The sequence below is a fragment of the Streptomyces sp. CA-111067 genome, assembly GCF_050956065.1.
Taxonomy (GTDB): Bacteria; Actinomycetota; Actinomycetes; order Streptomycetales; family Streptomycetaceae; genus Actinacidiphila.
In genome coordinates this window covers 8177641-8189994 of the sequence record NZ_CP192103.1, presented here as the reverse complement: position 1 = coordinate 8189994, position 12354 = coordinate 8177641, and the positions used below count along the sequence as shown (strand labels likewise).

At 72.8% G+C, this 12354-nt stretch carries 13 protein-coding genes; 5 read left to right on the top strand and 8 right to left on the bottom strand.

What is annotated here, in order from left to right:
* Positions 1-19: 19 nt before the first annotated feature.
* A complete protein-coding gene (locus ACQPW6_RS36130) occupies positions 20-814 on the bottom strand; it encodes a metal-dependent hydrolase (protein ID WP_433894770.1) in 795 nt (264 codons plus the stop codon).
* Between the two features lie 134 nt (positions 815-948).
* Here ACQPW6_RS36130 and ACQPW6_RS36125 point away from each other — a divergent pair, with 134 nt between their 5' ends.
* Positions 949-3462 (top strand): DEAD/DEAH box helicase, encoded by a 2514-nt coding sequence (locus ACQPW6_RS36125; protein ID WP_433893949.1) that lies wholly within the window; start codon positions 949-951, stop codon positions 3460-3462.
* A gap of 25 nt (positions 3463-3487) precedes the next feature.
* Positions 3488-4459 (top strand): acyl-CoA thioesterase, encoded by a 972-nt coding sequence (locus ACQPW6_RS36120; RefSeq protein WP_433893948.1) that lies wholly within the window; start codon positions 3488-3490, stop codon positions 4457-4459.
* On the opposite strand, the gene ACQPW6_RS36115 is transcribed toward ACQPW6_RS36120, so the two are convergent.
* The 3 genes from ACQPW6_RS36115 to ACQPW6_RS36105 all read right to left on the bottom strand — a co-directional run bounded on the left by ACQPW6_RS36115 (position 4346) and on the right by ACQPW6_RS36105 (position 6393).
* Positions 4346-5416, bottom strand: coding sequence for a DUF6397 family protein (locus tag ACQPW6_RS36115; RefSeq protein WP_433893947.1), 1071 nt, complete (start codon positions 5414-5416; stop codon positions 4346-4348). The genes ACQPW6_RS36120 and ACQPW6_RS36115 overlap by 114 nt on opposite strands.
* 118 nt (positions 5417-5534) lie before the next feature.
* Entirely contained in the window at positions 5535-5939 is a 405-nt protein-coding gene (locus tag ACQPW6_RS36110; RefSeq protein ID WP_433893946.1) for a roadblock/LC7 domain-containing protein, read from the bottom strand.
* Positions 5940-6057: 118 nt separating this feature from the next.
* On the bottom strand, positions 6058-6393 hold the full coding sequence (locus ACQPW6_RS36105) for a YnfA family protein (protein WP_433893945.1): 336 nt from the start codon (positions 6391-6393) through the stop codon (positions 6058-6060).
* 22 nt (positions 6394-6415) lie between these two features.
* Here ACQPW6_RS36105 and ACQPW6_RS36100 point away from each other — a divergent pair, with 22 nt between their 5' ends.
* Positions 6416-7015, top strand: coding sequence for a class I SAM-dependent methyltransferase (locus tag ACQPW6_RS36100; RefSeq protein ID WP_433894769.1), 600 nt, complete (start codon positions 6416-6418; stop codon positions 7013-7015).
* On the opposite strand, the gene ACQPW6_RS36095 is transcribed toward ACQPW6_RS36100, so the two are convergent.
* Positions 7002-7784 carry an alpha/beta fold hydrolase gene (locus tag ACQPW6_RS36095; protein WP_433893944.1) on the bottom strand — a complete coding sequence of 261 codons (783 nt, stop codon included), beginning with the start codon at positions 7782-7784 and terminating at the stop codon, positions 7002-7004. The two genes, ACQPW6_RS36100 and ACQPW6_RS36095, sit on opposite strands and share 14 nt — an antisense overlap.
* 144 nt (positions 7785-7928) lie before the next feature.
* On the opposite strand from ACQPW6_RS36095, the gene ACQPW6_RS36090 reads away from it, so the two are divergent.
* Both ACQPW6_RS36090 and ACQPW6_RS36085 read left to right on the top strand, forming a co-directional pair.
* The gene (locus tag ACQPW6_RS36090) at positions 7929-8459 is read left to right on the top strand and encodes a PadR family transcriptional regulator (protein ID WP_433893943.1); all 531 of its coding nucleotides are present in this window, start codon (positions 7929-7931) and stop codon (positions 8457-8459) included.
* A 136-nt stretch (positions 8460-8595) separates the two neighbouring features.
* Positions 8596-9579 (top strand): hypothetical protein, encoded by a 984-nt coding sequence (locus ACQPW6_RS36085; RefSeq protein WP_433893942.1) that lies wholly within the window; start codon positions 8596-8598, stop codon positions 9577-9579.
* A 46-nt stretch (positions 9580-9625) separates the two neighbouring features.
* Here ACQPW6_RS36085 and ACQPW6_RS36080 read toward each other — a convergent pair whose 3' ends face one another.
* The 3 genes from ACQPW6_RS36080 to ACQPW6_RS36070 form a co-directional block, all read right to left on the bottom strand.
* A complete protein-coding gene (locus tag ACQPW6_RS36080) occupies positions 9626-11005 on the bottom strand; it encodes an FAD-dependent oxidoreductase (RefSeq protein WP_433893941.1) in 1380 nt (459 codons plus the stop codon).
* A gap of 79 nt (positions 11006-11084) precedes the next feature.
* Entirely contained in the window at positions 11085-11750 is a 666-nt protein-coding gene (locus tag ACQPW6_RS36075) for an NADAR family protein (RefSeq protein WP_433893940.1), read from the bottom strand.
* Entirely contained in the window at positions 11750-12334 is a 585-nt protein-coding gene (locus ACQPW6_RS36070; protein WP_433893939.1) for an MOSC domain-containing protein, read from the bottom strand. Before ACQPW6_RS36070 ends, ACQPW6_RS36075 begins: the two co-directional genes overlap by 1 nt.
* Positions 12335-12354: the final 20 nt, after the last annotated feature.

The following is a 12354-nucleotide window of genomic DNA, read 5'->3' as shown; positions in this document are numbered from 1 at the left end:
GGACGGCGACCGCGCGGGCTCAGCCGAAGACGCCCAGGGCGCCCATCGCGCTCGCGCCGCCGATCAGGAAGAACACCGGGGTGAGTATCTTGATCTCCACCCAGCTGCCGGCCCGGAAGCGCATGAACTTGGGCGGCCCGATCGGGTACCAGCGCCGGCGGCCGATCGGGATCGGCCACAGGATCGGGCAGCCGGAGACGGTCAGCGCGTCGCCGACGCAGTGCACCAGGGCGCCCAGCAGGATCGGCAGGCCGATCCACATGTAGTGCTGGCCGGGCTGGGTGAACAGCCAGTCCTTGCCGTTGCCCGGGTCGTCCAGCACGTCGGCGAGCATCCAGGCGCTGGTGGCGCCGAGCAGCCAGACCAGGATGTCGCTGGACGTCCTGGCCTGCCGCCACAGCAGCCCCTCGACGGCCAGCACCATGTGCACGAACAGGATCCCCAGCACCGCCCAGCGCCCGCCGTAGACGGCGGCGGCCGAGCAGCCGGTGCCGAGCAGCGCGGCCCACACCCAGGTGTGGGTCAGGGTGCGGTGGCCGCCGGCCCGCCGCGGGTCGCCCTTCTTCCTGGTCGCCCGGTAGACCGCGTGCGCCAGCAGGTCGATGATCTTGCACAGCAGCCGGGAGATCGGCCCGAAGGCCCGCGAGATGGTCGCGGCCTGGTGGTCGAGGTCGGGCGCGAGGGCCGCACCCGCGCAGATGAGCGCACCGACCACGAGCGTGGGCCACGGCATCGGGTGGTCGAGGCCGGCCGCGGCCGCCCCCACCGCCAGCCAGGCCGCCGCTCCGGACAGTGAGTGCGCGGGTCCCATCATGGTGCCGTTCATCCCCCCTACACGGCCGCCCGCAGGCGGAGTTGACACATCGCAGACGGCACACCCTAGCGTTGTTGATCACGGTCTCCGCCGCCGGTTCCGCCGCCCGGCGCCAGGACGGGCAAGATGGAGGGGTGACCCTTATCGATCTGCTGCCTTCCGAGCCCGACCCCGATGCCCTCTTCGAAGCGTTCTCGACGTGGGCGCAGGGCCAGGGCATCGCGCTCTATCCGGCCCAGGAGGAGGCGCTGATCGAGGTGGTCTCCGGTGCGAACGTGATCCTCTCCACCCCGACCGGCTCCGGAAAGAGCCTGGTCGCGGCGGGTGCGCACTTCGCCGCGCTGGCGCGGGACGAGGTCACCTTCTACACCGCGCCGATCAAGGCGCTGGTGTCGGAGAAGTTCTTCGACCTGTGCAAGCTGTTCGGCACCGAGAACGTGGGGATGCTCACCGGCGACGCCTCGGTCAACCCGGACGCGCCGGTGATCTGCTGCACCGCGGAGGTGCTGGCCTCCATCGCGCTGCGCGACGGCCGCAGCGCTGACGTCGGCCAGGTCGTCATGGACGAGTTCCACTTCTACGCCGAACCCGACCGCGGCTGGGCCTGGCAGATCCCGCTGCTCGAACTCCCGCAGGCGCAGTTCCTGCTGATGTCGGCCACCCTGGGTGACGTCGCCCGGTTCGAGGAGGACCTGACCCGGCGCACCGGCCGCCCCACGGCCGTGGTGCGCTCGGCGTCCCGGCCGGTGCCGCTCAGCTACGAGTACCGCACCTCGCCGATGACCGAGACACTGACCGAACTGCTGGAGACCCGTCAGTACCCGGTCTACATCGTGCACTTCACGCAGGCCGCCGCCGTGGAGCGGGCGCAGGCGCTGATGAGCATCAACATGTGCACCCGGGCGGAGAAGGACGCCATCGCCGACCTGATCGGCAACTTCCGCTTCACCACGACCTTCGGCCGCAACCTGTCCCGCTTCGTGCGGCACGGCATCGGCGTGCACCACGCGGGGATGCTGCCCAAGTACCGGCGGCTGGTGGAGAAGCTGGCGCAGGCCGGCCTGCTGAAGGTGATCTGCGGGACCGACACCCTCGGCGTCGGGGTCAACGTGCCGATCCGCACGGTGCTGTTCACCGCGCTGGCCAAATACGACGGGCAGCGGGTGCGGGTGCTGCGGGCCAGGGAGTTCCACCAGATCGCCGGCCGGGCCGGCCGGGCCGGGTTCGACACCGCGGGCTTCGTGGTGGCGCAGGCGCCTGAGCACGTGATCGAGAACGAGAAGGCGCTCGCCAAGGCCGGCGACGACCCGAAGAAGCGCCGCAAGGTGGTGCGCAAGAAGGCACCTGAGGGCTTCGTGGGCTGGTCGGAGGCCACCTTCGACAAGCTGATCGCCTCCGATCCGGAGCCGCTGACCTCCCGGTTCCGGGTCACCCACGCGATGCTGCTCTCGGTCATCGCCCGGCCTGGCAACGCTTTCGAGGCGATGCGCAGCCTCTTGGAGGACAACCACGAGGACCGCCGCCACCAGTTGCGGCACATCCGCCGGGCCATCGCCATCTACCGGTCCCTGGTGGCCGGCGGGGTGGTGGAGCGGCTGGACGAGCCGGACGCCGAGGGGCGGATCGTCCGGCTGACCGTCGACCTGCAGCAGGACTTCGCGCTCAACCAGCCGCTGTCGACCTTCGCGCTGGCCTCCTTCGAACTCCTCGACCCCGACTCCCCCTCCTACGCGCTGGACATGGTCTCGGTCGTGGAGTCCACCCTCGACGACCCGCGGCAGATCCTGGCCGCGCAGCAGAACAAGGCGCGCGGCGAGGCGGTGGCCGCGATGAAGGCCGACGGCGTCGAGTACGAGGACCGGATGGAGCGGCTCCAGGACGTCAGCTACCCCAAGCCGCTGGAGGAGCTGCTGCTGCACGCCTACGGGGTGTACCGCAAGAGCCACCCGTGGGTCGGCGACCACCCGCTGTCGCCGAAGTCCGTGGTGCGCGACATGTACGAACGCGCCATGACCTTCTCGGAGTTCACCTCCTACTACGAGCTCGCCAGGACCGAGGGCATCGTGCTGCGCTACCTGGCCGGCGCGTACAAGGCGCTTGAACACACCGTGCCCGACGACCTGAAGTCGGAGGACTTCCAGGACCTGACCGCCTGGCTCGGCGAGCTGGTCAGGCAGGTGGACTCCAGCCTGCTGGACGAGTGGGAGCAGCTGGCCAATCCCGAGGTGGAGAGCGCGGAGCAGGCCGCCGAGCGGGCCGACCAGGTCAAGCCGGTCACCGCGAACGCCCGGGCCTTCCGGGTGCTGGTGCGCAACGCGCTCTTCCGCCGGGTCGAACTGGCCGCGCTCGAGCGCCACGACCTGCTCGGCGAGCTCGACTCCGACGCCGGCTGGGACGCCGACACCTGGGCCGACGCCATGGACGGCTACTGGGACGAGTACGACGACCTGGGCACCGGACCCGACGCGCGCGGCCCGAAGCTGCTGATGATCGAGGAGGAGCCGGAGCACGGCCTGTGGCGGGTGCGGCAGGCCTTCGCCGACCCCGACGGCGACCACGGCTGGGGCATCTCCGCCGAGGTCGACCTCGCCGCCTCCGACGAGGAGAGCCGCGCGGTGATCCGGCTGACGAACGTCGGCGAGCTGTGACCGAGCGGACGACACGAGGGACCCGATGAACGACCCGGAACACGGCGCTCCGGCCGGCGGCGGCACGGCGGACGACGGCACCGCGGACAGCGGCGCGGCGGACAGCGGCGCGGCGGACAGCGGCGCGGCGGACGACAACCCCGCGGAGCAGCTGGTCGACCTGCTCGATCTGGAGCGGATCGAGGAGGACATCTTCCGCGGGCGCAGCCCGCAGGAGTCGTTGCAGCGGGTGTTCGGCGGCCAGGTCGCCGGGCAGGCGCTGGTGGCCGCCGGCCGCACCACCGACGGCGCCCGCCCGGTGAACTCGCTGCACGCGTACTTCCTGCGGCCCGGACGCCCCGGGGTGCCGATCGTGTACCAGGTCGAGCGGGTCAGGGACGGCCGCTCCTTCACCACCCGGCGGGTGGTGGCGATCCAGCAGGGCCGGACGATCTTCAACTTGACGGCCTCCTTTCATCAGCCGGAGCCGGGCATCGAACAGCAGCTGCCGATGCCCGACGTGCCCGAGCCGGAGAGCCTGCCGCCGTTCGGCGACGAACTCCGGGCTCATCTGGGGGTGTTGCCCGAGGCGCTGGCGCGGATGGGCCGCCGGATGGCCTTCGACATCCGCTATGTCGAGCGGCTGCGCTGGACGCCCGCGGAGATCGAGGGCGCGGAGCCGCGCAGCGCGGTGTGGATGCGCGCGGTCGGGCCGCTCGGCGACGATCCGCTGGTGCACACCTGCGCGCTCACCTACGCCAGCGACATGATGCTGCTCGACGCCGTGCGCGTCCCCGTCGAACCGCTGTGGGGCCCGCGGGGGTTCGACATGGCCTCGCTCGACCACGCGATGTGGTTCCACCGGCCGTTCCGCACCGACGAGTGGTTCCTCTACCAGCAGGAGTCACCCATCGCCACCGGCGCGCGGGGGCTGGCCCGCGGCCAGATCTTCGACCGGCACGGACGCCTGCTGGTGTCCGTCATGCAGGAGGGCCTGTTCCGGAAGATCGGCGGCTGACCGCCGTCGGCGCAGCACCCGCCCCAGCCCGCGCCTCGGTTTGGCGTGCGCGGCGGCCGACCGCGTGACCGGCCGGGACGCGCCCGGCGGCGGAACCGGCGCCGCGACCGGCCGGGACGGTCCGAGGGCCGGATATGGCGGTTCCGCGTCCGGCGGCGGCGGTTCGGGAGCCGGGTGCGGCGCCGGCTGAACGGACCGGGCACGGCCGAGCGCGTCGGAGAGTGCCAGCAGGGCCAGCGAGATCTCCTCCGGGTGGTCGGCGGTGGTGAGCCGCCTGATCAGCTCGGGACCCGCCAGCATTCCCGGCCGGCCCGGCGGCAGCGCGGTGCGGATCCGGCGCAGGCAGGCCCGTTCATAGGGATCGGGCACCACGTCGTCGGTGACCTCGGGACCGAGCAGCGCGGCCCAGACCGCGGCCTCGTCCCACGCGTCGTAGGCGTCCCGCACCAGTTGGCCGGCTCTGCGCGAGCGCCAGCCGCGGGCCCGCTGGTCCTCGCCCTCCTCCATCGCGTCGAGCACCGTCGCGGGCAGTCGTCCGGTCAGCAGCTCCCGGTTGGTGTCGGCGAAAGATCGCAGCTCGGTGCCGCGATACAGCCAGACCAGCGCGCGATAGCGGTTGACGTACCAGCGCACCGGCAGCACGAGGCCTGCCCGGGTGAGCTTGAGCAGGCGGTCCCGGCTGACGCCGATCGCCTCGGCGCCCTCGGTGGTGCTCATCAGCCGGATCCGTTCGAGCAGCACCTTCGGTCTGCCGTCCGGCTCACGCCACCTGGCGACGTCCCGCTCAGGCACTCGCCACTGGCCGCGGCGGCTCGCGACGACGCCCACCTCGCCGAGCTGGACGGCCACCTCGAACTCCGTGCTGTCCAGGCACAGAATCTCCCGCGCCCGGCCGAGCGTGACCAACTGCCCCTGCTCCGGAGCCTGCTCCGCCCGCTGCCGCTCTTCCTTCGTCACCTGCATCATCATCACTCCCCCACGACGTTCAATCACTGACAGTGACGAATCTATCGCGTGGAGCGGTCAGCCGTTTTTCGGCCTGTGGATAACTTCCGGAGGTGACGGCGGCCCGCGGTCAGGCCGAAGGCGCGGCGCCGGAGCGCGGCGCGACCCCCAGATGCTCGCCGACCCGGTGCACGAGAAGCGTCATCTCGTAGGCGACCCGCCCGACATCGGCCTCCATGCCGCTGAGCACCGACAGGCAGCTGCCGTCGCCCGCCGCGGTGACGAAGAGGAAGCCCTCGTCGAACTCGACCATGGTCTGGCGCACCCCGCCCGCGCCGAACTGCCGGCCCGCGCCCTTGGCGAGGCTGTGGAACCCGGAGGAGACGGCGGCCAGATGCTCGGCGGTGGACCGGTCGAGATCCCCGCTCGCGCCGGTGACCAGGCCGTCGTTCGACAGGACCAGTGCGTGCTGCACGTGCGGCACCCGCTGTGTCAGGTCGTCGAGCAGCCACGCGAGCCCGTTACCCACCTGCATGCCGTGCCTCCCCTCTCCGCTGCGCTTAGAGCCTGTACTGCGCGCCGCACTTCGGCAACCCCCCATCGGGGGTTCGGGCATGATCAACTCAATCCACGGCATTGCGGACAGACCGGATTCAGCCGCCGCGTGGCGCGTACATGATTACCCCGACGCCCACCAGGCAGACCACCGCGCCGGTGATGTCGAAGCGGTCCGGCCGGTAACCGTCGGCAACCATCCCCCACAGCAGCGAGCCGGCCACGAACACCCCGCCGTACGCGGCCAGGATGCGTCCGAAGTCGGCGTCGGGCTGGAGGGTGGCGACGAAGCCGTACAGGCCCAGTGCCACGATTCCGGCGCCCATCCAGCCGATCCCGCGGTGCTCGCGCACCCCCTGCCAGATCAGCCAGGCGCCGCCGATCTCGAGTACGGCGGCGAGAACGAACAGCGCGACGGAGCGGAGCGTGATCATGCGACCATGATGCATGGCCGGAATGGAGAGCGGACGACAGCAGGTCAGGGAGTTCTTCGGGGCCCGGGCGGCCGGCTGGGAGACCCGGTTCCCCGACGACACCCCGGTCTACCGGGCGGCGGTCGCCGAGTTGGGGCTGCGGCCGGGCGGCCGGGCACTGGACGCCGGATGCGGGACGGCCCGGGCGCTGCCGCTGCTGCGGGCCGCGGTCGGCGCCTCGGGTCTGGTGGTCGGCGCGGACCTGACACCCGAGATGCTGCACGAGGCGGTGCGCCTCGGCCGTTCGCGGGACGGCGCGCTGATCGAAACGGACAGCGCGCGACTGCCGTCGCGTGACAGCGTGTTCGACGCCGTCCTCGCCGCCGGCCTGGTGCACCATCTGCCCGAGCCCGCGGCCGGATTGCGTGAACTGGCCCGGGTGACCCGGACCGGCGGGCGGCTTGCGCTGTTCCACCCGCTCGGACGTGCCGCGCTCGCCCGCAGGCGCGGCCACGAACTGCGCGCCGACGACATCCGGGCGGCGCCCCGGATCGGCTCGCTCCTGGCCGAAACCGGTTGGCTGCTCACCCTGCTCGACGACTCGGACGAGCGCTATCTCGCGCTGGCCGTCAGGCAGGACTGACGGCGCTGCCGCGGATCGCCGCGACATACGCCTCCGGGTTGTCGAACATGACGCAGTGCCCGGAGTCCGGCACGTCGACGACCTCCACCCCGGCGGCCAGCAGGCCCGCGCGGTCCGGCGGTTCGAAACCGGACTCCCCCACCAGGAAGGTGCGCGGTATCTCCAGGGTCTCCAGCATCGCGCGCATCGTCGGCGTGGTGGCCCGCACCAGGCCGACCGCGCTGCGGTACAACGCCACCGGGTCGGACAGCCGCATGGTGGCCCGCCAGGTGCTGCCCGCACGCTCCAGCGTGTCGGCGTACCCGCCGCCGTGCACGAACTCCTCCTCGGTGAGCGCGGCGATCGAGCGGCTGGAGACCGCCGAATCCGCGGCGGCGACCGGCGCCGGATCGAGATTGGCCTCCGCGAGCACCAGCCGGGAGACGAGTTCCGGCCTGCGGTAGGCCAGCACGATCGCGACGGCGCCGCCCATGCTGTGGCCGACGATCTCGGCGCCGCGAACCCCGGCCGCGTCCAGGACGGCGGCCAGCGCGCCGGCGTGGTCTTCGAGCGAGTAGCCGAAGTCGGCCGGCCGGTCGCTGATGCCGAAGCCCGGCAGGTCCACGAAGAGGGTGCGGCGGCCAGCCAGCGCCGGGTGCGCGGAGATGTGCGCCGCGTACGGGCCGGAGGCCGCCCCGAGCCCGTGCACATGGACGCGGGCCGGGCCGTCGCCCGCCGCCTCCGTCCACCGGATGAACGCGCCCTCCGGGCCGAACTCCGTCTCGCGCATCGCCGCGACCTCCCCTTGCCTTGATCCGTCCCGGCGGTCCGCCGGGCTCACCGCGAACAATACATCGTGCTCGATGTATAGCGCCAGCGTAGTATCGAAAGCGGACCATGACCGTCGGACGGCGACTGCGGGAGAATGACCGGCATGCTGGAACTCGCGATCCTCGGCTTTCTCGAGGACACCCCCCTGCACGGCTACGAGCTGCGTAAACGCATTGCCGCGCTGACCGGCCACATCAAGCCGATCGCGGAGAGCACGCTCTACCCGGCGATCAAGCGGCTGGAGAGGGCCGGGTGGCTGCGCCGCGACATGCAGCCGGGCGCGGTGGCTGCTCCCCGCCAGGTGCTCAGCCTGACGGCAGGCGGCCGGCACGAGCTGCGGCTGCGGCTGGCCGACCCGGGCGACCTCGACATCAGCGACGAGAACCGCTGGTTCACGGTGCTGGCGTTCCTGCGCCATCTCGCCGATCCCGGCGCGCAGGCCATCGTGCTGCGCCGCAGGCTGGACTTCCTGGAGCAGCCCTCCAGTTTCTTCTACCAGGGCGACCGGCCGCTGCGGGCCGAGGAGTTGGACGATCCCTTCCGGCAGGGCGTGCTCACCATCGCCCGGGCCACCAGCAGGGCCGAACTCGGCTGGCTGCGCGAGACGTTGACCGCGCTGGACGCCGCGAGCTGAGGACCGCCCGCGCGGACGCCGTCACGCGGACACCGGTGGACGCCGGCCGGCCCCGATTTCCGGTCCGCGCAGCCTCTCGACGCGGAGGTTACTCGCTGGTTAAGGTGCGCGGACCGGACGAGAGGGAGGGCGACGGATGGCCGCGGCGGAGCAACCGGAAGACGACGACGCGCTGTTCGTGCTGACCGCGGCGATGCTGACGCCCGCTCGGTTTCCCGGCGTCCTCGGCGACGACTACCCGGCGGCCTGCCGGCAGCTCGGCCTCGAACCGCTCGCCGAGGGGTACGGCCTGGTCTTCGGGCAGGACGGCGGCGGCGCCCGCTGGACGGTGGCCACCACCGACTGTGCGACGGTCGCCTGCGCGCTCGCCGCCTGGGACTGCGGCCTGGAGTACGACCTCGCGCCCGACGAGAACAGCATGGCCGCGTCGCTGCCCGGCTGGCCGCTGCCGGTCGCGGTCGCCGTGCCGGACATTCCGGCGCCGCACGATCCGCCGCAGGAGGGCGGTACGGGCCCGGCGCTCGCGCCGCCGGACATCTCGGTGTGGGGTCCGCCGCAACGGCGGCTGGGCGCCGACGAGATCGCGGTCCGCTGGCACGAGTGGCGCGACCAGCTGGGCGACGGGGCAGGGGCGCGGGAGCCCGAGCCCCCGGTGGACGGCAAGTCGGACGATACGGCCTCTGCCGTCGCCACCCCTGACGCCGGCGAGCAGCCCCCAGCCGCTCCCGACCCACGGAACGAGCCCGGACCTGACGCGGAGTCCGACCGCGAACCGGCCGCGGATCAGGGCGCCGGGGCCGGCCACGAACCGCCCGCCGGCCCCGCCCAGGAGCCCGCCGAACCGGCACCCTCCCCGCCCGCCCTCTCGCACGACGGCGTGCGCCGCGCCCTGCTGAGCGCCGAGGAGTACCTGCGCACTCCGCCGCCGCCCGGCCGGGTGCGCACCACCTCCGGGACGCTGCGGGCGGACGGCCCCGGCTGGAGCCTGGTCGCCAGGGCCGACGACATCGCCTTCGTGCTGCTGGACGAGGCGCCCGGCGAGGTGCTGCCGGTGGGCCGCGGTCCGGCGCTTCCGCCGCTGCTCGAAGCGCTCAGCAGGCTGGCCGCGCCTCAGGTCTGACGGGGCCGCAACCCCGTTCGTGAGCGAGCGGGCCGCGCGGGTGCGGTCAGCGCCGGCCGGCCCGCTCGGCCACCTCGCCCGCCGCCTTGCGGGCGGCCACCAGGATCGGGTCCCACACCGGCGAGAACGGCGGTGCGTAGCCGAGGTCGAGTTCGATCATCTGGTCCACCGTCATGCCCGCGGTGAGGGCCACCGCGGCGATGTCCACCCGCTTGGCGGCTCCCTCGCGGCCGACGATCTGCACACCGAGCAGCCGGCCGGTGCCGCGCTCCGCGAGCATCTTCACCGTCATCACGGCGGCTTCCGGGTAGTAGCCGGCCCGGCTGGTGGACTCGATGACGGCGGTCACGTACTGCAGCCCGGCGGCCCGCGCCTGGGACTCCTTCAGGCCGGTGCGGGCGATCTCCACGTCGCAGACCTTGCTGACGGCGGTGCCGACGACGCCGGGGAAGGTGGCGTAGCCGCCACCGATGTTGACGCCGATGATCCGGCCGTGCTTGTTGGCGTGCGTGCCGAGCGCGATGTGCTGGAGGGTGCCGGAGACGAGGTTGAGCACCTCCACGCAGTCACCGCCGGCCCAGACCGTCTCCCGGCCGCGGACCCGCATCGCCCGGTCGGTGAGCAGCCCGCCGTGCGAGCCGAGCGGCAGTCCCGCGTCGGCGGCGAGCGCGGTGTTCGGCCGGACGCCGAGGCCGAGCACCACGATGTCGGCGGGGAACTCCTCGTCGTCGGTGGCGACGGCCCTGGCCCGCCCGCCGTCGTCGGTGAGAACCGCCGTGACCGGGCTGCCGGACACCACCCGCACGCCGAGCCCCTCCAGGGCGTCGCGCACCAGCCGGCCCATGTCCGGGTCGAGGGTGCTCATCGGCTGCTCGGCGCCGTCGACAAGGGTCACGTCGAGGCCGTGCCGCAGCATGGCCTCGGCCATCTCCACGCCGATATAGCCGCCGCCTACCACGACGGCCCGCCGGACGCCCTCCCGGTCGAGCCCCTTCAGTACGGCCTCACCGTCGTCAAGGGTCTGCACCCCGTGGACGCCGGCCGCCTCGACGCCCGGGATGGGCGGCCGTACCGGCACCGCGCCGGTGGCGATGACCAGTTGGTCGTAGCCCGTCCACTCCTCCCGGCCGTCCGTGTCCCGGCTGAGCACCCGCCCGCGCTCGGCATCGATGGCCACCGCCTCGGTGCCGAGCCGCAGATCGATGTCGTTCTTCCGGTGCTCCGCCGCGGTCCTGGCGACCAGCGAATCCGGCCCGTCGGTGTCACCGGCGATCCAGTACGGGATGCCGCAGGCCGAGTACGACACATGCCGCCCCCGCTCGAACGCGACGATCTCCAACTCCCCGGCGGCCCTGCGCCGCCGGGCCTGCGAGGCCGCGGCCATCCCGGTGGCGTCCCCACCGATCACGACCAGACGTTCCGTCATCTGCTGCGGGTCCCTTCGGGGCGGATCGGGTCAGATCCTGCCGGTCTGCGGCGGTTGCCGCCGATCAGAGTGTGAGCGCCTACCGGCCGGCCGGCGGCGGCGACCCGCCGCCTTCGGCCGCGAGCCCGTCCCGCGCGGCCATCAGCGCGAAACCCAGCAGGTTCAGCCCGCGCCAGGTCGCCGGAGTCTTGGCGCGTTCGTCGTCGGCGGCCAGGCCGATGCCCCAGATCCGGTCCATCGGGCTGGCCTCGACCAGGACGCGACGGCCGGTGCCGAGCAGATAGCCGCGCAGGTCGGGATGCTGGGCGAACTTGTGGCGGCTGCCCTCGGTGACGAGGGCGAAGCGCTCACGTCGCCACACCTCGTCGTCGAAGCCGCGCACCGATCGGCCGACGCCCTTGGCCTGCTTGGGATGCCCGGCCTCGATCGCGCGGCGCTCGGCGTCCTCGTCGCCGAACAGCCGCGCCTTGCCCGCCATCATCCAGTGCTCCGCGGTGGCGTACCGCACGCCGTCAACGGTGAAGGGCGCCGGCCACCACTGGCTCAGGCAGCCGGGCCCGGGGCTCCCGTCCCGCTGCGGCCGGTGGCCCCAGAAGTACAGGTACTTCACCCGGGCGCCGGTGGCGGTGTGGGCCGTCAGCTCCTCGACGGAGCGGAGGGCGGGCGCGGCCACCGAAGCGGGGGCGGGCGTCGGATCGGAGGCGGCCGTCGAATCGGGCGCGGGCAGCGCGCCGGAAGGGGGCATCAGACCGCTTCCAGCGGGTGGTGCGGGGTGGCGGGGAGGACGGCCCTGACGGGGTCGCCCGGGTGGATCTCGCCGGGGTGCAGGACGATGCTCATGACTCCGCCCTTGCGGATGATCTCGCCGGCCTCGTCACGGCCGACGACCTGCTTGAGCAGACCGCTGCGGAAGTGGTCGATCTGAAGGCAGGGGTTGCGCAGGCCGGTGACCTGCACCACCGCTTCCGAGCCGAGGTGCAGCTCGGTGCCGGCGGGGAGGGACAGCAGGTCCAGGCCGCGGGTAGTCACGTTCTCGCCGAGGTCGCCGGGGGTCACCTCGTAGCCCGCGGTGTGCAGCTCCTCGAACAGCTCGGCCTGGATGAGGTGGACCTGGCGCAGGTTGGGCCGGGTGGGGTCGGCCCGGACCCGGCTGAGGTGCTGGACGGTCACCCCGAGGTGCGCGTCGCCCTCGACGCCGAGTCCGGCGAGCAGCCGGATGCTTCCCTGGTTGGGCTTGCTGAACCGGTGCTCCGCGTCGCGGCTGACCGCGACGACCGTGCCCGTCCGCGTCTCCGTGTCGTCGGTGTGCATACCCGTGGCAGTGCTCATGGAGCGTGGACCCCCTCGAT

Coding starts and splice junctions, on each gene's coding strand:
- ACQPW6_RS36130 (WP_433894770.1), bottom strand. CDS start 814: ATGATGGGACCCGCGCACTCACTGTCCGGAGCGGCGGCCTGGCTGGCG.
- ACQPW6_RS36120 (WP_433893948.1), top strand. CDS start 3,488: ATGAACGACCCGGAACACGGCGCTCCGGCCGGCGGCGGCACGGCGGAC.
- ACQPW6_RS36110 (WP_433893946.1), bottom strand. CDS start 5,939: ATGCAGGTGGGTAACGGGCTCGCGTGGCTGCTCGACGACCTGACACAG.
- ACQPW6_RS36105 (WP_433893945.1), bottom strand. CDS start 6,393: ATGATCACGCTCCGCTCCGTCGCGCTGTTCGTTCTCGCCGCCGTACTC.
- ACQPW6_RS36100 (WP_433894769.1), top strand. CDS start 6,416: ATGGAGAGCGGACGACAGCAGGTCAGGGAGTTCTTCGGGGCCCGGGCG.
- ACQPW6_RS36095 (WP_433893944.1), bottom strand. CDS start 7,784: ATGCGCGAGACGGAGTTCGGCCCGGAGGGCGCGTTCATCCGGTGGACG.
- ACQPW6_RS36090 (WP_433893943.1), top strand. CDS start 7,929: ATGCTGGAACTCGCGATCCTCGGCTTTCTCGAGGACACCCCCCTGCAC.
- ACQPW6_RS36085 (WP_433893942.1), top strand. CDS start 8,596: ATGGCCGCGGCGGAGCAACCGGAAGACGACGACGCGCTGTTCGTGCTG.
- ACQPW6_RS36080 (WP_433893941.1), bottom strand. CDS start 11,005: ATGACGGAACGTCTGGTCGTGATCGGTGGGGACGCCACCGGGATGGCC.
- ACQPW6_RS36075 (WP_433893940.1), bottom strand. CDS start 11,750: ATGCCCCCTTCCGGCGCGCTGCCCGCGCCCGATTCGACGGCCGCCTCC.
- ACQPW6_RS36070 (WP_433893939.1), bottom strand. CDS start 12,334: ATGAGCACTGCCACGGGTATGCACACCGACGACACGGAGACGCGGACG.